General features: G+C 69.6%; 17 protein-coding genes. 8 read left to right on the plus strand and 9 right to left on the minus strand.

The genetic code is table 11. The features are described 5' to 3' along the window. The first annotated feature begins 22 nt into the window (after positions 1 to 22). Positions 23 to 1897, plus strand: a complete 1875-nt coding sequence (gene recQ / locus ACW18A_RS13390; protein WP_492022206.1) for a DNA helicase RecQ — start codon at positions 23 to 25, stop codon at positions 1895 to 1897. Here the strand turns inward: recQ and ACW18A_RS13395 are convergent. Continuing rightward, positions 1894 to 2427: a phosphoribosyltransferase gene (locus ACW18A_RS13395; RefSeq protein ID WP_492022207.1), complete on the minus strand. Its 534-nt coding sequence runs from the start codon at positions 2425 to 2427 to the stop codon at positions 1894 to 1896. The genes recQ and ACW18A_RS13395 overlap by 4 nt on opposite strands. Further along, complete coding sequence (locus tag ACW18A_RS13400; RefSeq protein ID WP_492022208.1) at positions 2420 to 3349, minus strand: zinc-ribbon domain-containing protein; 930 nt, start codon at positions 3347 to 3349, stop codon at positions 2420 to 2422. The genes ACW18A_RS13395 and ACW18A_RS13400 overlap by 8 nt, the downstream gene beginning before the upstream one ends. A 77-nt stretch (positions 3350 to 3426) precedes the next feature. Here ACW18A_RS13400 and ACW18A_RS13405 point away from each other — a divergent pair, with 77 nt between their 5' ends. From ACW18A_RS13405 to ACW18A_RS13420, 4 genes are read left to right on the plus strand one after another with little or no spacing between them, the layout of a single operon-like run. Continuing rightward, positions 3427 to 4137 carry a cell division ATP-binding protein FtsE gene (locus tag ACW18A_RS13405; protein ID WP_492022209.1) on the plus strand — a complete coding sequence of 237 codons (711 nt, stop codon included), beginning with the start codon at positions 3427 to 3429 and terminating at the stop codon, positions 4135 to 4137. After that, positions 4134 to 5066 carry a cell division protein FtsX gene (locus ACW18A_RS13410; RefSeq protein WP_492022210.1) on the plus strand — a complete coding sequence of 311 codons (933 nt, stop codon included), beginning with the start codon at positions 4134 to 4136 and terminating at the stop codon, positions 5064 to 5066. The genes ACW18A_RS13405 and ACW18A_RS13410 overlap by 4 nt, the downstream gene beginning before the upstream one ends. Before the next feature lie 8 nt (positions 5067 to 5074). Then, positions 5075 to 5725: a YdcF family protein gene (locus ACW18A_RS13415; protein WP_492022211.1), complete on the plus strand. Its 651-nt coding sequence runs from the start codon at positions 5075 to 5077 to the stop codon at positions 5723 to 5725. After that, the gene (locus ACW18A_RS13420; protein ID WP_492022212.1) at positions 5722 to 6426 is read left to right on the plus strand and encodes a lysophospholipid acyltransferase family protein; all 705 of its coding nucleotides are present in this window, start codon (positions 5722 to 5724) and stop codon (positions 6424 to 6426) included. The genes ACW18A_RS13415 and ACW18A_RS13420 overlap by 4 nt, the downstream gene beginning before the upstream one ends. 54 nt (positions 6427 to 6480) lie before the next feature. Here ACW18A_RS13420 and hisC read toward each other — a convergent pair whose 3' ends face one another. The 3 genes from hisC to ACW18A_RS13435 are packed head-to-tail and all read right to left on the minus strand — an operon-like array spanning position 6481 to position 9352. After that, positions 6481 to 7572, minus strand: a complete 1092-nt coding sequence (gene hisC, locus ACW18A_RS13425) for a histidinol-phosphate transaminase (RefSeq protein WP_492022213.1) — start codon at positions 7570 to 7572, stop codon at positions 6481 to 6483. 14 nt (positions 7573 to 7586) lie between these two features. Next, positions 7587 to 8294: a hypothetical protein gene (locus ACW18A_RS13430; protein WP_492022214.1), complete on the minus strand. Its 708-nt coding sequence runs from the start codon at positions 8292 to 8294 to the stop codon at positions 7587 to 7589. An 8-nt stretch (positions 8295 to 8302) separates the two neighbouring features. Next, a complete protein-coding gene (locus tag ACW18A_RS13435) occupies positions 8303 to 9352 on the minus strand; it encodes a DUF2125 domain-containing protein (RefSeq protein WP_492022215.1) in 1050 nt (349 codons plus the stop codon). A 329-nt stretch (positions 9353 to 9681) separates the two neighbouring features. Between ACW18A_RS13435 and ACW18A_RS13440 the strand changes: the two genes are divergently transcribed. Then, positions 9682 to 10818: an alkaline phosphatase gene (locus tag ACW18A_RS13440; protein WP_492024397.1), complete on the plus strand. Its 1137-nt coding sequence runs from the start codon at positions 9682 to 9684 to the stop codon at positions 10816 to 10818. A 57-nt stretch (positions 10819 to 10875) separates the two neighbouring features. Here ACW18A_RS13440 and ACW18A_RS13445 read toward each other — a convergent pair whose 3' ends face one another. Beyond that, the gene (locus ACW18A_RS13445) at positions 10876 to 13746 is read right to left on the minus strand and encodes an ATP-dependent DNA helicase (RefSeq protein ID WP_492022216.1); all 2871 of its coding nucleotides are present in this window, start codon (positions 13744 to 13746) and stop codon (positions 10876 to 10878) included. Positions 13747 to 13804: 58 nt separating this feature from the next. Between ACW18A_RS13445 and ACW18A_RS13450 the strand changes: the two genes are divergently transcribed. Next, positions 13805 to 16432, plus strand: coding sequence for a ligase-associated DNA damage response DEXH box helicase (locus tag ACW18A_RS13450; protein WP_492022217.1), 2628 nt, complete (start codon positions 13805 to 13807; stop codon positions 16430 to 16432). Continuing rightward, positions 16429 to 17172, plus strand: a complete 744-nt coding sequence (gene pdeM, locus ACW18A_RS13455) for a ligase-associated DNA damage response endonuclease PdeM (RefSeq protein WP_492022218.1) — start codon at positions 16429 to 16431, stop codon at positions 17170 to 17172. Before ACW18A_RS13450 ends, pdeM begins: the two co-directional genes overlap by 4 nt. Here pdeM and ACW18A_RS13460 read toward each other — a convergent pair. The 3 genes from ACW18A_RS13460 to ACW18A_RS13470 are packed head-to-tail and all read right to left on the minus strand — an operon-like array spanning position 17169 to position 19323. After that, complete coding sequence (locus tag ACW18A_RS13460) at positions 17169 to 17591, minus strand: DUF3429 domain-containing protein (RefSeq protein WP_492022219.1); 423 nt, start codon at positions 17589 to 17591, stop codon at positions 17169 to 17171. The two genes, pdeM and ACW18A_RS13460, sit on opposite strands and share 4 nt — an antisense overlap. Next, positions 17591 to 18400, minus strand: coding sequence for a TIGR02186 family protein (locus ACW18A_RS13465; protein WP_492022220.1), 810 nt, complete (start codon positions 18398 to 18400; stop codon positions 17591 to 17593). The genes ACW18A_RS13460 and ACW18A_RS13465 overlap by 1 nt, the downstream gene beginning before the upstream one ends. After that, on the minus strand, positions 18400 to 19323 hold the full coding sequence (locus ACW18A_RS13470; RefSeq protein ID WP_492022221.1) for a sulfite exporter TauE/SafE family protein: 924 nt from the start codon (positions 19321 to 19323) through the stop codon (positions 18400 to 18402). Before ACW18A_RS13470 ends, ACW18A_RS13465 begins: the two co-directional genes overlap by 1 nt. Positions 19324 to 19380: the final 57 nt, after the last annotated feature.

The raw sequence follows: 19380 nt of genomic DNA on the forward strand, positions 1-19380 counted from the left end.
ACAGATCGGGCACAAGCCGCCGATGCTCGCCGACTCACAGACACCTCTGCCCGGCCTCGACGCCGCGCGGCAGACGCTGGAGCGGGTCTGGGGCCATGCCGACTTCCGCGGGCTGCAGGCCCGGGTCGTCACCGAGATCATGGCCGGGCGCGACGTCCTCGCGGTGCTCCCGACCGGCGGTGGCAAGAGCGTCTGCTACCAGATCCCGGCCATCCTGCGCCCCGGTCTCGGCCTGGTCATCTCGCCCCTCATCGCCCTGATGACGGACCAGGTCGAGGCGCTGAAACAGCAGGGCGTAGCCGCCGCCCGTCTCGATTCCGGCCTGTCGCTGAACGAGCGCACCGATGTCCTGCGCGCGGCCCAATCCGGCGAACTGGACCTGCTCTATGTCTCGCCTGAAGGCCTGGCCTCCGGTGCCCTGACCGACCGTCTGCGCGACCTGCCCCTGTCGCTGATCGCCATCGACGAGGCCCACTGCGTCTCTCAATGGGGCCATGACTTCCGACCCGACTACCGGACCCTGGGTCGGCTCGGCGAACTGTTCCCCGGTGTGCCCCGGATCGCCGTCACCGCCACCGCCGACGCCCGTACCCGCGACGACATCCTGGCCTCGCTCCACCTCGAACACGCGGCCGTCTTCGTCGACAGCTTCGCCCGCCCGAACCTGCAGCTCTCGGCCATCCGCAAGGAAAGCGCCTCACGGGCCAGGACCGACGCCCACGTCATCGAACTGGTCCGCGCCCGGAAGGGCCAGTCGGGCGTCGTCTATTGCGGCAGCCGCGACGGCTGCGAGCGCGTCGCCGACGCCCTGAAATCCGCCGGCACCAACGCCATCGCCTATCATGCCGGTATGCCGGGCCAGGAGCGCGACAAGCGGCTCGAACGGTTCCTGGCCGAGGACGGTGCCGTCATGGTCGCGACCATCGCCTTCGGCATGGGGGTCGACAAGGCCGACGTCCGGTTCGTCATCCACGCCGATCCGCCCGGTTCGCTGGAAGCCTACTGGCAGGAGATCGGCCGCGCCGGCCGCGACGGCGAGCCGGCCGAGGGCATCACCCTGTATGGCCCGTCCGACATCACATGGACCCTGAAACGCCTCGACAGCCGCCCCATGGCCGAGGATGTCAAACAGGTCCAGACGCGCAAGGCCCGGCAGTTGTTCGCCATGCTGGACGGCGCGACCTGTCGGCCCCAGGCCGTGCGTCGCTATTTCGGCGAGACCGACGCCGGCCCCTGCGGCGTCTGCGACGTCTGTTCCGACCCGCCGGCCCTCTACGACGCCACCGTCCCGGCCCAGAAGGCGCTCGCGGCGGTCCAGCGCCTCGGCGGCCGGTTCGGCAAGGGTCGGATCGTCGATCACTTGCTGGGCAAGACCAGGGATGTCCAGCCGTGGGAGTCTGACCTCTCCACCTGGGGTATCGGCAAGGACATCGCCCCCACCGGCTGGCGCGACATCGTCGACCACCTGATGTTTGAAGGCCTGCTGCTGGAAGACCCCAACGACGGCAAGCCGCTGGTCGGTCTCGGCGACGCTGAACGCGTCCGCGCCGTCTACCGCGGCGAGATCGCGGTCGAGGTGCGCCGCACCCCTGCGGGCTTCGACGCCGCCACGCGCTCGGGCAATCCGCGAAGCCGGACCCGCAACGACCGGAACGCCGCCGTCGAGGCCCTCGATGCCGATGTCCGCGCCCGCTTCGAGACGCTGCGCGCCTGGCGTCGCGACCGCGCCGCTGAACAGCACGTCCCGCCCTATGTCATCTTCCAGGACAAGACCCTGCTGGAGATCGCCCAGCGCGAACCGGGCTCGCTCGACGCTCTCGCCGCGATTTCAGGCGTCGGCCAGTCCAAGATCGATCGTTACGGCAAGGGCGTGCTGGCGGCCCTGGCGGGGGACTAATCCAGCGCGCAGATGTCCGGCAGGCCGCGCAGCGCGCCCGCATGGTCCAGGCCATATCCGACCAGGAATCGGTCCGGAGCCTCCCAACCGACGAAGTCCGGCTCCGGCGCGCGCGGCTTCGGCCAGGGTTTGCGCGCGAAGACGCAGGTCAGGACCTCGGCGGCGCCCGCGTCCTTTGCATGGCGCACCGCCTCCGCCAGCGACAGGCCGGTATCGAACACGTCGTCGAGGATCAGCACCTTGCGGTCCTTCAGGGACCGCTGGAACGGCGCATGGACGTCGATCCGACCCCTGCTCGACTGTTCGTCGCCATAGGACGCCAGCCACAGGGCGTCGAAGCGGACCTGCCGCCCGATCCGCGACAGGGCCCGGGTCAGGTCGGCCGCGAACCAGAGCCCGCCGGTCAGCAGCACTGCCGCGACCGTCTCGTCGTCGATGACGGGTGCGATCCGTTCAGCCAGATCAGCGACGATCCTGCCGATTTCGGCTTCGGGGAGAAGAAGGGTGGGCGTCGGGGGAGCTTCAGCCATGCGAGGCGGATACCGCCTCGGCCCCATGGCTGTCGATAGCCCCATGGCTTTCCGCTGCATCATGCGCCGGTTCGGCATGGACAGGTTCGGCCTCGACCGGCTCTTCGTGAGTCGTCGGGGTCTCCTCGATCAGGGCCGGACGCATTCCATGCTCGTCGGGCGTCGGCAGCGGACGGGCGTGGGCGGCCGGGGCTGCTTGCGCATGAGTGGCCTGTTCCGTCCCGGCGCTGGCCAAGTCGTACTTGATCTCGACGCCGTGGGCGCCCGGATCGCGGATCAGGGCGGCGAAGCCCTGGACGCCGCCCGGCAGGACCGGCGCGCCTTCCAGTTCGATCAGGGCGAAGCCGACCTCGGCCCCGTGAGCGTCCAGCAGGGCGACCCGCACCGGCGGCGCGACGATCTCTCGATCGCGGACATTCCTCAGGGCACCCGACACCATGACCATGTCCGGACGATCGGCCACGGCCTTTGCGGTCACAGCTTCGAACTCCAGCCCGACCGCGTTCACCGGTGTGCCGACCATGGCGTAGGCGGCGGCGGCACGGGGATACAGCTCGACCACTTCGACGCGGAACAACCATCCGGCGCCGATCAGGCCGACGAACATACTGGCCAGCCCGGCCCAGACCGCGCCGTGGGTCGCGGCGCGACGCAGTCGACGCTGTTGCTCGGCGCGAGCACGGAAAGCCTTGGGCAGCTCCGGTGCCGGGGTCTCGGGCGCGACCGGCGGAGCGTCGTCGAACGTTCTGGGCTCCGGCGCGACGGCCGACGCGCTCTCGGCCGTCAGCTCGAGCGGCTCGTCGGTCGGCACTCCGTGCCAGACGTGGGCGCAGGACTGGCAGCGGACCTTGCGTCCGCCGGGCGGAATGGCACCGTCGGGGGCAAAATAGCTGGTGGCGCAGGACGGGCAGGTCAGTATCATGGTCGCTGACTGCGAGGCCGCTCGCCGGCCCCCTCCTGTCGGAACGCTACGCGCTCCGGTCCTAACGAAAACAATCGATGCCTCAGTCGCCCCGTCGCGCCGCCGAATCCGCGCCTTCGCCCGAAACCGTCCGCCTGTCGGCGGTCAGCTTCGGCTATGCCGAATCGCCCGGCGTGCTGCGGGACGTTAACCTCATCCTGCCGCGCGGCTCTTTCCACTTCCTTACCGGCGCGTCCGGAGCGGGAAAGTCTTCTCTGCTGCGTCTTCTGACCCTCGCCGACCGCCCCACCGACGGACGGATCTCGCTGTTCGGGCATGATCTCACGGAGGTCTCGTCGAAGGACCGGCCCGACTGGCGCCGACGTATGGGCGTGGTTTTCCAGGATTTCCGCCTGCTGGATCATCTCAGCGTCTTCGACAACGCCGCCCTTCCTTTGCGGGTCAGGGGCGGGAAGCGATCCGACTACGCCGCCGACGTCGAGGAAATGCTGGCCTGGGTCGGGCTGGCGGACAGGGCGAACGCCCTGCCGACCGCCCTGTCCGGTGGAGAGAAGCAGCGGCTCGCAATCGCCCGCGCGGTGATGGCCAGGCCGGACCTGATTCTGGCCGATGAGCCGACCGGCAGCGTCGACCCGGCCATGGCCGACCGATTGTTGACGCTGTTCCAGGCCCTGAACAGGCTGGGCACCACAGTGCTGATCGCCAGCCACGACGAGTCCCTGGCGGAGCGATCGGGGGCGCGGCGGCTGGTTCTGCGGGATGGCCGCATTTCGGGGGCCGCAACGTGATTCGCTGGTCCACAGTGTTCGGCCCCGCGCCGGCTCGCCGCCCGGCCCGGCCCGAAAGCGGCCTGTTGCCCCGCGACGCGGCCGGCGAGCCTTGGCTGGGTGCGGTCATCGCCGTCCTCTGTTTCCTCGCCTGTCTCGCAGCCGTCGGCGCCGTATCGGCGGACCGGGCGGCGCACGGCTGGGCGCGGGCGCTCCGCGCGGAAGCCACCGTCCAGGTTCGGCCCCGCGTCGGCGAGAGCGGCGACACCGCCGCCGCGCGCGCCGCCGAGACCCTGGCCGGGGTCAACGGTGTGGCCGAAGCCGCCGCCATGGACCGCGAGACCGCCGAGGCCCTGCTGCGGCCGTGGATCGGCGAGGCGGTGCTCGCCGACCTGCCCCTGCCCTATCTGGTCACGGTCCGCCTCGACAGGGACGCGCCCGCCAGCGCCCTGACCCTGGGCCGCGCCCTGGCCGAGGCGGGGCTCGACGCCACCGTCGACGACCACAGCCTCTGGCGCGGCGAGGTCGAACGGTCTGCGATGCTGATCACCGTCCTCGCACTCGCCGCCTTCCTGACAACCGCCTTCGCGGCGGGCGCGGCCATCATCTACGCCGTCCGTGCGGGCATCCAGGCGCGCCGCTCCGTCATCGAGACCCTCAGCCTGTCGGGCGCCACCGACGCCTCTATCGCCTGGCTGTTCCAGCGGCGGTTCGCCCTGCTGGCCCTGGTCGCCGGTGCGGCCGGATCGGCGACAGCCACAGCCCTTCTGGCCCTGCTGCGGGTCCTCGGCGGATCCGAGGGGCTGACCCCCGCCCTGCCCGTCGCCTGGGCCGACATTCTCATGCTCTCGCCATGCCCTCTGGTCGCCGCTACGGTGGCGCTTGTTGCGGCGCAACTAAGCGCCGGGCGAGAGATGGCGAGGCTTGGCGCGTCCCAGGCCGGCGGCTAGGATCAAGCATGAAGTTTCTGGCGCTTGTGGGCATCGTGGCCCTGATCTGGCTGGTGGGGCTGTTCGCCTTCGCCGACCGGGTCCGCGCTTTCACGCCTGCGCCCGAGCCGGAGCGCGCCGACGGCATCGTCGCCCTGACCGGACCCTCTGCCGAACGGGTTAACGCCGCGATACGCCTTCTGGAGCAGGACAAGGGCGAACGCGTCCTGATCTCCGGCGTCAACCGGGAAGTCCGTCGCCAGGAGTTGCGCGAACTGACCCCCGGCTCCAACCGCCTGTTCAACTGCTGCGTCGATCTCGGCTTCGAGGCCGAGGACACGGGCGGCAATGCCCGGGAGATCGCCGCCTGGGCCCGGGCCAAGGGCTATGACCGTCTGATTGTCGTCACCTCGGACTACCATATGCCGCGTTCGCTGCTGGAGCTCCGCAGCGCCGCGCCGGATCTGGAGCTGACGCCCTATGCGGTGTCGACGCCCACGCTGGACAACTCGCGCTGGTGGCGGGCGGCGGTGACGGCGCGCCGGATGACGCTGGAGTACGTCAAATATCTCGCAGTCCTCGGCCGTGAGGCGCTGCACAGGGTGACCGGCCACAACGAACGACCGTCCGTCGAAACGCCCACAGAAGAAGCCCCCGCCCCGAAGGCCGACAGCCAGTGAACACGATCCGCTCCCTGGTCTTCGTCGCCTGGCTCTACCTGTCGCTGGCGATTTTCGCGGTCGGCATGTCACCGGCGCTGGTGCTGCCGCATCGCTACGCCCTGGGCGTCGTCCAGATGTGGGCCCGCTCCGTTCTGCTGGGCCTGGACTGGATCACCGACATCAAGGTCGAATTCCGCGGGCTCGAACATCGCCCGACCGGCCGCGCCCTGCTGGCCTGCAAGCACCAGGGGATGCTGGACATCATCATCCCCTTCGTGGTGCTGCCGGACCCCTGCATCATCACCAAGAAGGAGCTGATGATCCTGCCCTTCTTTGGCTGGTTCGCCTGGAAGACGAAGATGATCTCCGTGGATCGGTCCGCCGCCTCCAAGGCCCTGCGCGACATGGTCAAACAGGCCCGGGCGCGCTCGGCCGAGGGTCGTCAGATCTGGATCTTCCCGGAGGGCACCCGCGCCCCGGTCGGCGCAGTTCCCGACTACAAGCCCGGCGTGATGGCCATGTACCGCGACCTTGAACTGCCCTGCACGCCCGTCGCGACCAACGCCGGGGTTCACTGGCCTGCCCATGGCTTCCGCCGTTATCCGGGCACGGTCGTCTATGAATTCCTGCCGCCGATCGAGGCGAATATGAAGCGGGCACCCTTCATGGCCGAGCTGGAACTGCGCATCGAGACGGCGTCCAACGCACTCCTCACCTGAAGCAGCCCGCGCTCAAGCAGCGAGGCTCCGCAAGCCGAGCGGTTGCGCCCTACATCAAGTCGCGGCGAACTCGCTGAGAGCATCGATCACCGCACGGTTCTGGTCCTCAGTGCCCACGGTGATGCGCAGGCCGTCGTGGATGCCATAGCCGCCGACCGGGCGGACGATGATGCCTTTGGAGTTGAGATAGTCGCTGGCGGCCGCGGCGTTGCGCTTCTCGTCCCGGAACAGGACCAGGACGAAGTTGCCGGCGCTGGGCAGGACCTCGAAGCCGAAGCCGCGGATGGCCTGGGTCAGGCGCGGACGCCAGGTCTGGACCAGGTCGCGTGACGCCTTCTGGTGTGCCTCGTCCCCGAGGGCGGCGGTGGCCGCGTCGAGGCCGGGCACCGAGACGTTGAACGGCAGGCGAATGCGGTCGACCGCTTCCGCCACCGCGACGGGCGCGTAGCCGAAACCGATGCGAAGGCCGCCGAGGCCATGGATCTTGGAGAAGGTACGGGTGACGACGATGTTGGCCGCATCGCGGGCCATCGGGAAGGCCGTCTCCCAGTCCGACTCGGAAACGAACTCGGCATAGGCCTCGTCGACGACCAGCAGGATGTGCGGTGGCAGGGCCTCGTGCAGGCGGCGGATTTCCTCGCCCGAGTTGTAGCTGCCGGTCGGGTTCGAGGGGTTTGAGACGTAGACGATCTTTGTCCGCTCATCGACCTCTGCCAGAAGCGCGTCGACCTCGGCCTTGTATCCGGGTTCGGGTGCCAGCTTGACCTGGGCCTCGCAAGCGAGGGCGCTGATGCGATAGGCGAGGAAGCCGTACTGGCCGGTGACGATGTTGTCGCCCGGCGTCAGATAGGTCTGGTTCAGAAGGGCGAAAACCTCGTCCGAACCGTTGCCGAAGATCAGCCGCTCGGGCTCCAGCCCATGGTGCTCGGCCGCAGCTGTCCGCAGTTTGGTCGCGCGGCCATCGGGATAGATGTGAATGTTCTTGATCGCCGCTTCGTATGCTTCGCGAGCCCTGGAGCCGGCACCGAGCGCGTTCTCGTTCGAGGACAGCTTCATCGGCTCGGCGATGCCGACGATCGACGACTTGCCGCCGACATAGGGGGCGATGTCGAGGATACCGGGCTTGGGCGCGGGCGCGTCGGTCATGGGAAGCCTTGCGATCAGAACAGGGGAGCGGCGCCGATCACGCCCTTCAGGGCGCCGGGGGCCGCCGATAGCCGCCCGTCTTCGGCCTGCACATAGCCCGCCAGCATGAACAGATTCAAGCCGCCTGCCGAGGCGAGCGGACGCGCGACGAGGCCGCAGGCCGACAGGGTCTCGACGATCCGATTGCCCGGCAGGCTGGAGTCCGTCACCCAGAAGGTGCGGTCCTCACCGGTCGGGCCGGTGGGCGAGGCGGCGACCATCAGGGCGGAGGGAAGGCCGTCACGATTGTCGGGCAGGGCAGCGATGACCTGAAGCTCGGGCCGGGCCAGCAGCTTGCCCCACCAGGGACGACCGGTCGCGAGGTCGACCAGGGCCCGGGCCCCGGAGGCGGCCTGGGCGAGGGCCGCGTCGGGATCGGCGGCGACCTGGGCCGACAGGCCGAACCGGTCTGCGGCCAGAAGCCGGGCGGCGGGGCCGGCGACGACCAGCGGGGCTCCGTTTCGGGCCTCGATCCGACCCCACAGGGCGCGCAGCATCGCGGACTGATGCCCGTCACAGGTCTCGGCCAGCAGGGCGCGCAGGGCCAGGGTCGAGGCGTCGGGCGAGGTCTCCGGACCCGCTGCCAGCCGGCCGGTCAGGGCCTCGATCAGGGCCTGATCCAGCACCAGCCGGTCGGTGTCGACCTTCGGTTCTTCCAGCAGTGCGCCGTGCTTCCTCGCCATCGAACCGCTCAGAACAGCTTGGGCGCCGGGACGATGGCGAACGGTCCGAGGAAGGTGCGGCCGTCCCGGAAGGTCAGCTCCAGCGCCATGTCGTCGTCGCCCCGGACGGCGGTCGCGGCGGCGGCCCCCGCAGCCCCCACGCGATTGACCGAGCCGCCGTCCGACCCGGCCAGGCCGGCGATGGCGGCCATCGGCTTGACGGCCTGCAGGGAGATGACGCCCTGGAGGCGACCGTCGGCGGAAGCCGACAGGACGTCGCTGGACAGGGTGGCGCGGCTCTCTCCCGCCGAGAGTTCGCCGCGCACGGCGGTGAAGCGGCCCCCGGCACGGGTCCAGGCGGCGAAGACCCCGGCGGCGTCCGCGCCCTGAAGCCTGTCGGCGTCCTCGATGACGGTCTCGATCTGGGCGGTCAGCCTGCCGTTACGCGCCATCCCCTCGACCGGGCCGCCGGGCCGGCCCTCGGCGTCGATCAGGCGGAACAGGAGGTCGACGCTGGTGTCGGCGCCCGGCGTTCCGGCGGGGGCCAGATGCGGACGCAGATAGAACTCGACCTTGGCCGCGCGCGAGATGGGGAAGACCTCCGAGCCCTCGTGTGAGGTGAACTCCGGATCGGCCATCTCGACCGCGACATTGGGCCAGCGCTGGGTCAGGCCGTGGACGCTGGCGCGGATGAACCGGCCCCGCACCGCGACCTTGCCCTTGCCGGGCCGGTCCACAACCAGACCGTCGCCGACGATCAGCACCCATTTGTCCGGATTCCAGGCATTGGCCTCGGCCGCCAGATCGGGTGCGGCGACCGCCAGACCCGAGGGCGCGGTGATCGAGACGTTCCCGGCCCCCAGCCGCACGCGGAACGGCCAGCCCGTTGTCCCGAGACCGGTGTAGGTCACGTCCCAGCCGCCGGCGCGCATGGCCTCGACCCGCTGGTCCAGCTGGCTGCGGACCTGACCGGCCAGCACGAACCACCAGATCGACCAGGCGATCAGGGCGATGATGAACAGGCCGATCGGCGCGAACAGGCCGGAGCGTCTGTGGCGGGGCGGCGGGGCGTCGGTCATGCGGTCTCGATACAGCATGACCGGGGCGAATCCACGTCCTTGCTGCAGGATCAAGGCCGACTGGGGCGTGACGGCGATGTCCGGCCACTCCAGGCCCGAGCCGCCTTTCAGGGAACGGCCGCAAACCGTGGGGAGGCAGCACCGGCGTCACCAGAGTGACACCAAACCGGGATAGCTCGCTGGTCGTTCGGTGAGAAGACGTGGCGGAGCCCGCCCATTCTCTGTCCCCACTCTTTTCCTGATCCAAAGGTTTACCGCAGATGCGATCGCTCCGGCGCCCCATCACCCTCACCCTCGCGGCCTGCCTCGCACTGTCTGCGGCTCCCGCGATGGCGCAAGATGCTGCTCGCCAGTCTGGCCCGTCGCAGTCTCACGAAGGGTCGGCTGCCGGTCCTGCGAGAGCGCGGAATGTCATTCTGTTCCTCGCCGATGCGGCCGGGGTGACAGTTCTCTCGGCGGCCAGTCTGATAGGCTATGGCGAGCCTCTGCGACTGCATATCCAGCAATGGCCCCATCTCGGATTGAGCGAAACCTCACCGGTGGACGAGTTTGTGTCCGACTCCGCCAACGGCATGTCGGCCATCGTGACGGGCGTGAAGACCCGCAACGGCGTCATCAGCCAGGGTCCGGATGCCGTGAGGGGCGAGACCGACGGGACGCCGACCAAGACCCTGCTCGAATATGCCGAGGAACGCGGCCTTCTCACCGGTGTGATCTCGTCGCAATCGATTGCCGACGCGACGCCCGCAGCCAACTATGCCCACAGCAATGATCGCTCGAACTGGGGCGAGATCTTCCCCCAGGTTTTCTCTCCGCGCTTCGGAGACGGGGTGGATGTCCTGTTCGGTGCAGGGCGCGAGCCGATCGGGGAACAATTGGCCGCACGGGGCACCGGCTTTGATGCGCTGGGCGCAACCCACGACCGCCCGATCTACAGTGCCCTTGCCGACGCGCCGGCCGGGAACAACCGGCCCGTTGTGGTCGCAGACGCTCTGGATGTCCGCGCGGCAACGCTCAGGGCGCTCGATATCCTGCAGGACTCACCGACAGGATATTTTCTGGTCGTGGAATGGGACGCCCACACAGACGATCCGCGCGAAGGCCTGCAGAACGTCGTGGATTTCGACAGGCTCGTCGCCGAGGTGCAGAGCCGTGTCGATCTGACCGACACCCTGTTGCTGTTCACCGCTGACCATTCATTTGGCCTGCAGGTCGACGACGGTGCCCGTGGCGCGCCCCTCCTTGACGGCTACGACGAATGGAAGGCCTCCGACGTTGAGGGCGGGATCATCCGTCTCGAGAATGTGCTGGTCAACGACACCCATACCGCCGAGGAAGTGCCGGCCCTCGCCATAGGCGTCGGCGCGGATCGCGTTCGTGGCTACTTCCCCAATACCTATCTGTTCGACGTGATGATGGACGCCTGGGGATGGGACGCCGATCCGGTCATTTCGACCAATCCCTGAGCAGGGTCGGGCGGGTGCCCCGGGGTGTCCGCCGCGCCACACCCGGAATGGCGGGCCTCAGGTGAGGAACCCCCGCGTCACCTCGATCGCCTCCACCAGACTCATCCGCTGGACCTCCGTCCCCGGCGGCAGGGCGGCGAACAGGCGGGTGGGGGTGGCGGCGTCCAGCATGACGAAGACCCCCTTGTCGTCGGCGCGGCGGATCAGGCGGCCGAAGGCCTGGGCGATGCGGGCGCGGGCCAGGGCGTCGTCATAGCCCTTGGCGCCGAACTTCTCGCGCCGGGCCTTGTGCAGCAGGTCGGGGCGGGGCCAGGGGACGCGGTCGAAGGCCAGCAGCCGCAGCGACCGGCCGGGCACATCGACGCCGTCGCGGACCGCATCGGTGCCGAGCAGGCAGGAGTCCTGTTCGGCGCGGAAGATGTCGACCAGGGCGCCGACCTCCAGCGGATCGACATGCTGGGCGTAGAGGGGGATCTGGGCCTTGGCCAGATCGGGGCCGAGGCGCTCGTAGACCGATTTCAACCGACGGATGGCAGTGAACAGGCCCAGCCCGCCGCCCCCGGCCGCGAGGAACAGTTCGCGCATCGCGGCGGCCGTCTGGCGCGGGTCGTCCTTGGCCACGTCGCCGACCACGATGACCCGGCTGTTCGAGGCATAGTCGAACGGGCTCTCGACCTTCAGCGTCCGGGCCGGTTCGATCAACCGGGCGGCGCCGGTACGCATCCGGGCCATGCCGAACAGGTCGCCGCCGGCGGCCTCGGCGATCGGATCGGACAGGGTGGCGCTGGTCACCAGCACGCCATGGGCGGGCAGGATCACGGCGGCCTCCAGCGGCACGGTTGGGTCGATCCAGTGACGGCGCAGGGCCACGTCGTGGATACGGCCGAAGGCCGTCTCGACCGACAGCCAGTCGACGAAGTCCGGATCGGGGGCGTCGCCGCCATCCTCCAGCGCCGCCAGCATCGATCGCCATCCGGGCAGGGTCATGCGGGCGCGCCGGTCGAGGCCGCGCAAGGCGCCTTCGATCCGCGCCCGCGACGCGCCGTCCAGCTCGGACGCCTCGTCGTCGAGGATGTCCTCCAGATGGCGGGCGAGGGCCAGCAGGGGGGCCTCGACAGCGGCGATGGCCTGGGCTGCGCGCCGGGCTGTTTCCAGCAGGGGTTCGGTCGCGGGGCGGACCGAACATTCGGTGCCGAACTCCGACGACCCTGACGAGGCGGCCTCCGACGTGCGGCCGCGGATCTGTTCCAGAGCGGCCATCAGGAACTGTTCGATCGGCCCGACGGGATTGACCTCGCCCGACGGCGGGGCGATGCGGCCCGAGATTCCTTCGCCGGGCAGGGCCGCGGCGGCGCGGATGGCGTCCTGCAGAGCCTTCGCTGCCGCCTCGTTGTCGGCGCACAGGTCGCCGAGCCGCTGTTCCAGACCGCGTCCGCGACGGCCGCGTCCCTCCGGTCCCCGGATCCAGCGGCGCAGCTCGGCCGCCTCCTGGCCCGACAGACAGGCGGAAAAGGCGCTGTCGGCCGCGTCGAACAGGTGGTGGCCCTCGTCGAAGACGATCCGCTTGAGGGCGGCGGTCTCCCCGTCCTGTTTCAGCCCGCGCGCCGAACGGGCCCCGTCGAAGGCGGCCTGGGTCATCACCAGCGCATGGTTGGCGACGACGAGGTCGGCCCGGCGGCTGGCGCGGATGGTCTTCTCGACGAAACAGGTGCGGTAGTGGGGGCAGGCCGCGTGGACGCATTCGCCACGCCGGTCGACGAGGTTGCCTGCGCTGGCCTGATGGCCGGCGGGCGTGGCGAACAGGCCGGGCAGCCAGCCGGGGAAGTCGCCGCCGGTCATGTCGCCGTCGCGGGTGTGCAGGGCCCAGCGGCTGGTCAGGGCCAGGCCGATCAGGTCGCCGTTGCCCAGCTGGGCCGCCTGGACCATGTCCTGAAGGTTCAGCAGGCAGAGATAGTTCTCGCGTCCCTTCCTGACCACGGTCTTGCGTTTGCGCTCGACCGGGTCGGGCCACAGGGCGGCGCTCTCGCGGTCGATCTGGCGCTGGAGGGCGCGGGTATAGGTCGAGACCCAGGCGGCGCCTTGATTCCGTTCGGCCCAGAGGGAGGCGGCGGCGAGGTAGCCCAGGGTCTTGCCGGTGCCGGTGCCGGCCTCGGCCAGCAGCATGCGCGGCCGGCCCTCCTCGTTGCGCGGCGAAAAGGCATAGGCGGCCTCGGCGGCGTAGTCGGACTGGGTCGGCCGGGTCTCGTCGAGGCCCGAGGCCTGAAGCAGTTTCTCCAGCCGGATGCGGGCGGATTCGGAATCGACCGGGGCCGACCCCGCCTCCCCGCGCGGCGCCTCGTCCTCCCATTCCGGCAGGCGCGACCAGGCGTCGAGGCCCGAACCACGATACTGGCGCTGGCGCAACGGCCCGGCCTGAAGCGCGCCCGAGACCCGCCAGGCCCAGGACCAGCCGGCGCTGCCCCCGGAAGGTTTGGCGAGCGTCTCGGCCAGGGTGAAGGCGTCCTCGCGATGCGGATAGGCCGGGTCGGCCAGTTCTTTGAGGAGGACGGCGGCGGCGTCGCGCAGGGCCGCCGCCTGGGCCTCCGCCCCCTTCGGTTCGGCCATGCCGAGCGCCAGGGCCAGGCCGCTCGGGGACGGGGCGCAGAAGGTGGCGGGGCGGACGAAGGCCCACAGCTCCAGAACATCCAGCAGGTCGGGCGACCGGGGCGGGGCGGACAGGCCGAGCCTGCGCGCCGTCAGGCTGGCATGCGCCACCAGCACCGGGCCGCCCGTGAACACCCCCTCGGCTGCGCCGCGCCCGATCTTCCTCGCCCCCTCGCCGTCGCAGATCGCCCCCGCGCCCGGGGGCACAGCGAGCGCCGGCGGCAGAACGAGCCAAGGCTCGGCGCCGGTCAGGCTGAAGTGGGAGAGGACGGATTCGTCGGACACCCCGGAGAGATAGCGTCTGACGGGGTGAAACGGAACGGGAACATGCTATATCCCGCTCGTGACGTCGCCCGCCGCCAGTCTGCCGCCTCTGTTCGCCGACTGGTTCGCCTCTCGCGGCTGGAGCCCCCGCAGGCATCAGCTGGAGATGATCGCGGCGGCCGGGTCGGGGTCGCACGCCCTGCTGGTCGCGCCGACCGGGGGCGGCAAGACGCTGGCGGGGTTTCTGCCCAGTCTGATCGATCTGGCCGAGCGCGGGCCGAAGCCGGCCTTCGGGCCGAACAGCGGCATCCATACGATCTATGTCTCACCGCTGAAGGCGCTGACCACCGATGTCGAGCGCAACCTGATGACGCCGATCCGCGAGATCGGGCTGAACATCCATGTCGAGAGCCGCACCGGCGACACCAAACAGTCCAAGAAGCAGCGGCAGCGGGAGTTTCCGCCGGACATCCTGCTGACCACGCCCGAACAGCTGGCCCTGTTCTGCGCCTGGGGCGGGGCGCGGGCCTGGTTTGCCGACCTGAAATGCATCGTGCTGGACGAGGTCCACGCCATCTGGTCGGGCAAGCGGGGCGACCTCTTGAACCTCGGCCTGGCCCGGCTGCAGAGCTTTTCGCCGGGGCTGAGACGGGTGGCCCTGTCGGCAACGATCGACGATCCGAACCTGATCGCGGAGTGGCTGGCGCCGATTCCTCCCCCATCGGGGGAGGGGGACCGCGCAGCGGTGGAGGGGGCCAACCCCAGACGGGGTGCTGCGGACAAGCCCCCCTCGTCGGCTTCGCCGCCACTCCCCCCAACGGGGGGAGATCAGATTGTCATCGTGCGCGGCGACCCCGGCGCGCCTGCCATCATCGACGTGCTGGTCTCTGAGGGCCGCGTGCCCTGGGCCGGCCATACCGGCCAGCATGCGATCCCCGAGGTCTATGCGGCGATCAAGCGCTCCGGCCTGTCGCTGATCTTCGTCAACACCCGCTGGCAGTGCGAGTTCGTGTTCCAGCAGCTGTGGGCCATCAACGACGAGAACCTGCCGATCGGCCTGCACCACGGATCGCTTGCGGCCGAACAGAGGCGCAAGGTCGAGGCGGCGATGGCGCGGGGGGATCTGCGGGCCGTGGTCTGCACCTCCACCCTGGATCTCGGCATCGACTGGGGCGACGTCGATCTGGTGATCCAGATGGCGGCGCCCAAGGGGTCGAGCCGGCTTGTCCAGAGGATCGGACGCGCCAATCACAGGCTGGACGAGCCCTCCAGAGCCCTGATGGTGCCCGCCAGCCGGTTCGAACTGCTGGAATGCCAGGCCGCGAAGGAGGCCGTGGCCGACAACGCCTTCGACTGGGAGCCGCATCACACCGGCACGCTCGACACCCTGGCCCAGCATGTCATGGGCGTGGCCTGTTCGGAGCCGTTCGCCATGGATGATCTGTATACGGAGGTCGCGAGCTGCTCGCCCTATCGCGACCTGAGCTATGAGGCGTTCGAGGAGGTGGTCGATTTCGTCGCCACCGGCGGATATGCCCTGCGCACCTACGACCGGTTCGCGCGCATCGTGCGGACGCCGGAAGGCCAATGGACCGTGCGCAACCCGCTGATCGCCCAGCGTCACCGGATGAACGTCGGGGCCATCGTGGCGGCGGGGACGCTGAACGTGAAAGTCGCCTCACGGCGTGGAGGTGCCTCCAGGCAGTTGGTCGGCGGGCGCAAGGTCGGCGAGGCCGAGGAATGGTATTTCGAGCAACTGACCCCCGGTGACACCTTCGTCTTCGCCGGTCAGGTCTGGGCCTTTCAGGGCATCAACGGCATGGACGCCCTGGTCACCCATGCGACCGGCAAGGATCCCAAGATCCCGAGCTGGGGCGGGTCGCAGTTTCCGCTGGGCACGTCGCTGGCGGCACGGGTGCGGGCCATGGTGCAGGATCGCGACCACTGGCGTGTCCTGCCGGTCGACGTACAGGAGTGGCTGGAGCTGCAGCAACAGCGCAGCCTGATCCCCGACGCCGACAGTCTGTTGATCGAGACCTTCCCGCGCGGCAGCCGCCATTTCATGGTCGGCTATCCGTTCGAGGGGCGGCTGGCCCATTCGACCCTGTGCATGCTGCTGACCCGGCGGCTGGACCGGCTCGGCATCGGGCCGCTGGGGTTCGTGGTGACCGACTATGCCTTCGCCATCTGGTCGATCAAGCCGATGGACGATCTGGACTGGAACGCCCTGTTCCAGCCCGACATGCTGGGCGACGACCTCGAAGCCTGGCTGGATGAGAGCTTCATGATGAAGCGGACCTTCCGCAATTGCGCTCTCGTTTCCGGCTTGATCGAGCGTCGACAGCCGGGGGCCGAGAAGACGGGACGCCAGGTGACCTTCTCCACGGACCTGATCTATGACGTGCTCCGCCGCCATCAGCCCGATCATCTGTTGCTGAGAACCGCACGGTCGGACGCCGCGTCCGGCCTGCTGGATGTCGCGCGCCTTGGGCAGCTTCTGTCACGTATCGCGGGCCATATCCGTCACGCCCCACTGGAGCGGGCCTCGCCCTTCTGCGTGCCGGTACTGGTCATGATCGGGCGCGAGCGGGTCGGAGGCGACGCGGCCGAGATGATCCTGGACGCCTCCGCCGCCGACCTGATCGCCGAGGTCATGGAAGACGCCCATCCCAGGCAAGGCGGACCGGAACTGCAGGGGGCGGCGTGAACGCGGCCCTGCTGAGGATCCTGGCACCCGCCCGACGGCCGTGCGGCTCCCTGTCCGTGCGGGTGATGGGCGAGCTGTGCCTGCTGCGCTGTTCGGGGGCGCTGTGGCTGCCGACATACGGGACGCTGGTGGCGGGCGATCTGCACCTTGAGAAGGGCTCCGCCTTCGCCGCGCGCGGACAGATGCTGCCGCCCTACGACAGCCGGGCGACGCTGGACCGGCTGGAGGCGGAGATCGCGGCGCTGAAGCCTGACCGTGTGGTCCTGCTCGGCGACAGTTTCCACGACACGAAGTCTATCGGCCGGATGGCGGCGGACGACCGGGCGCGGCTGGACCGGCTGGCCTTCGGGCGCGACTGGGTCTGGCTGGAGGGCAATCACGACCGCGACGCCCTGACGGCGGCGGATGCGGACGCGGTCTCACGCCTGCCCGGGCGAATCGTCGGCGACCTGCGGCTGGGCACCCTGTTCCTGACCCACGAGCCGATGCCGGAGGCCGAACCCGGTGAGGTGGCGGGCCACCTGCACCCCTGCGCCCGCGTCGTCGCCCATGCGCGGATGGTGCGCCGGCCCTGCTTCGTGACCGATGGGCGCAGGCTGATCCTGCCGGCGTTCGGGGCCTTCACCGGCGGTCTGAATGTGAAGGATCCCGCGATCGCCGGCCTGTTCGGGGAACCGCCGATGGCGGCGGCGCTCGGCAAGGATCGGGTCCATGCCCTGGCTTGGGCAGGCTTGGTCTAGACGGTCCACCAGGCGGCGAGCGCGAGGCAGCTGACCGCACCTGCCGTCGCCATTGAACGCAGGCTCCGATACCAGGCCGGCTCCTCGAGCATGTCCCATCCCCATGAAACGAGCATGCAGCCGGCCAGCAGGAGAAGCTGCAGTCGGTCCAGAGACGTCGGCATGAAGAAGGTCGACCACGCCGCCACTGCCAGAAGATTGCTCGCGACCAAATTGCGCAGGCGGGGTGTGCCTCGCGCGTGCTCAACCCCCCAGCGTGCGCCTCCGAGAAACGATACAATGATTGCCGCGTAGACGGACAGCAGATCAATGAAGAGCTGGTCCAGGCCGGCGTTGAGAGCCAGTCCAACTGCGCACGCGACAAATGGGATCAGTCCCGCGAGCGTCAGCGTCCAGACAGTCAGTCGCGCCCGGTCCATCAGCTTCTCCTGAAGACCCGGCTGGCCAGATACCCCATCCCGCCCGCCAGCAGCACGCACAGCACGCCGTAGCTCCACGGGCGGCGGTGCGCGAACTCGTAGATGTCGCGTTCGAAGCCGACTTTCTCGACCGTCAGGGTGAGGTGGGAGACGCCCGCCGGTTCGCCGTCGCGGAACAGCCAGACCTCGGCGTGGTATTCGCCGGTGGGGGCGACCGTGGGCAGTTCGACCTGGGCGCGGAACAGGCCGCGATCGACGAAGGTCACTCCGTCCGGGTCGGTGTCATAGAGCTGCGCCGCCTCGCGCAGCCGGATCACGGCGCGGCGCCAGTCGAGGTAGTCCTCGCCCAGACGCGAGATGACCACATCGCGCACGCCATAGCGGGTGACCGTGCGGCTCTCTTCCGGCGCGTCGATACGCAGGTGATCGACCCCGACGCCGAGCCGACGCAGCTGACCGAAGCCGGCGATGTCCGGCAGGGGCCGGGTCGAGGCGGTCATGTAGAAGCCGGGCGCGCCCTCGAACAGGACAGGGCGGCTGTTCAGCCAGACGCCGAGGTTGCGGGTCTTCTTGACCAGGCGGATCGGCGCGTCGGGTCCGCGCACGACGACAACCACGTCGGTGGGGTCGTCGGTCGGGTTGAAGACCGCGCCGTAGAGGACGATCGACGCGCCGCGGAAGCTGGAATCGACCTCGACCCGCGCGTCGGTCAGGGCGGCGGCGACACGCAGCTCGCCCTGGGTCCCGACGGACATCTCCGGGGCGGGCACCTCGATCGCAGGCGGCGGAGGGAGGGGGGTCTGGAACATCAGCTCGACATTCCCGGAGCGAGCAGGAAGATGTCATGCGGCCGGACGAACAGCTCCGTACCCATCCGGATACCGACGAACAGGATCAGGACGGCCAGCGCGGCCCGCAGGATATCGGCGCGGAACCGACCGGCGTAGCGGGCGCCCAGTTGCGCCCCCACCACGCCTCCGACCAGCAGAAGGCTGGACAGGACGATGTCGACCGTCTGGTTGCGACCGGCCTGAAGGATGGTGGTGATGGCGGTGGTAATGATGATCTGGAACAGGCTGGTACCGACGACGACGCCGGCCCGCATCCGCAGCGCATAGAGCATGGCCGGGACCAGGATGAAGCCCCCGCCGACCCCCATGATGGCCGACAGCACGCCCGCGAAGATGCCGAGGCCGAACGGCGGCAGGGCCGAGATGTAGAGGCCCGATTTCGGGAACCGCACCTTCCACGGCAGGCCGTAGAGCCACAGCGGTCGGCGGCGCTCCTTGTGCGGGGCGATTTCGCCGCGCTGGCGGCGCAGGATCTCCGTCAGGCTCTCGCGCAGCATCAACAGGCCGATGGCACCGAGAAAGACGAGGTAGGACAGGGCCACGACCAGATCGGCCTGGCCCAGAAGGCGCAGATAGCGGAACACCTCGACCCCGCCGAGCGCGCCGACCGCGCCGCCCGCGGCCATGATGCCCCCCATCTTGAAATCGACTGCGCCCTGGCCCGTATAGCGGATCACGCCCGAGGTGGAGGAGGCGACGACATGGCTGGCCTGGCTGGCGACGGCCACGGTCGGGGGGATGCCGAGGAAGACCAGCACCGGCGCCATCAGGAAGCCGCCGCCGATGCCGAACAGGCCGGACACGAATCCGACCAGCGCGCCCAGCAGAACCAGGAGCGGCCAGTTCACCGAAACCTCGGCGATCGGCAGATAGATCTCCAAAGGGCGGGCCTTCCCCTTCTTTACCGCTCATCCCCGCGAAAGCGGGGACCCAGTACT

This window comes from Brevundimonas sp. AVps5 (assembly GCF_058681515.1).

What these genes read in the sequence shown, in the direction of transcription:
- ACW18A_RS13405 (WP_492022209.1), top strand. Translation starts at nt 3,427, where the DNA reads ATGCCTCAGTCGCCCCGTCGCGCCGCCGAATCCGCGCCTTCGCCCGAA.
- ACW18A_RS13415 (WP_492022211.1), top strand. Translation starts at nt 5,075, where the DNA reads ATGAAGTTTCTGGCGCTTGTGGGCATCGTGGCCCTGATCTGGCTGGTG.
- ACW18A_RS13440 (WP_492024397.1), top strand. Translation starts at nt 9,682, where the DNA reads ATGGCGCAAGATGCTGCTCGCCAGTCTGGCCCGTCGCAGTCTCACGAA.
- ACW18A_RS13395 (WP_492022207.1), bottom strand. Translation starts at nt 2,427, where the DNA reads ATGGCTGAAGCTCCCCCGACGCCCACCCTTCTTCTCCCCGAAGCCGAA.
- hisC (WP_492022213.1), bottom strand. Translation starts at nt 7,572, where the DNA reads ATGACCGACGCGCCCGCGCCCAAGCCCGGTATCCTCGACATCGCCCCC.
- ACW18A_RS13465 (WP_492022220.1), bottom strand. Translation starts at nt 18,400, where the DNA reads ATGTTCCAGACCCCCCTCCCTCCGCCGCCTGCGATCGAGGTGCCCGCC.
- recQ (WP_492022206.1), top strand. Translation starts at nt 23, where the DNA reads ATGCTCGCCGACTCACAGACACCTCTGCCCGGCCTCGACGCCGCGCGG.
- ACW18A_RS13460 (WP_492022219.1), bottom strand. Translation starts at nt 17,591, where the DNA reads ATGGACCGGGCGCGACTGACTGTCTGGACGCTGACGCTCGCGGGACTG.
- ACW18A_RS13435 (WP_492022215.1), bottom strand. Translation starts at nt 9,352, where the DNA reads ATGACCGACGCCCCGCCGCCCCGCCACAGACGCTCCGGCCTGTTCGCG.
- ACW18A_RS13430 (WP_492022214.1), bottom strand. Translation starts at nt 8,294, where the DNA reads ATGGCGAGGAAGCACGGCGCACTGCTGGAAGAACCGAAGGTCGACACC.
- ACW18A_RS13400 (WP_492022208.1), bottom strand. Translation starts at nt 3,349, where the DNA reads ATGATACTGACCTGCCCGTCCTGCGCCACCAGCTATTTTGCCCCCGAC.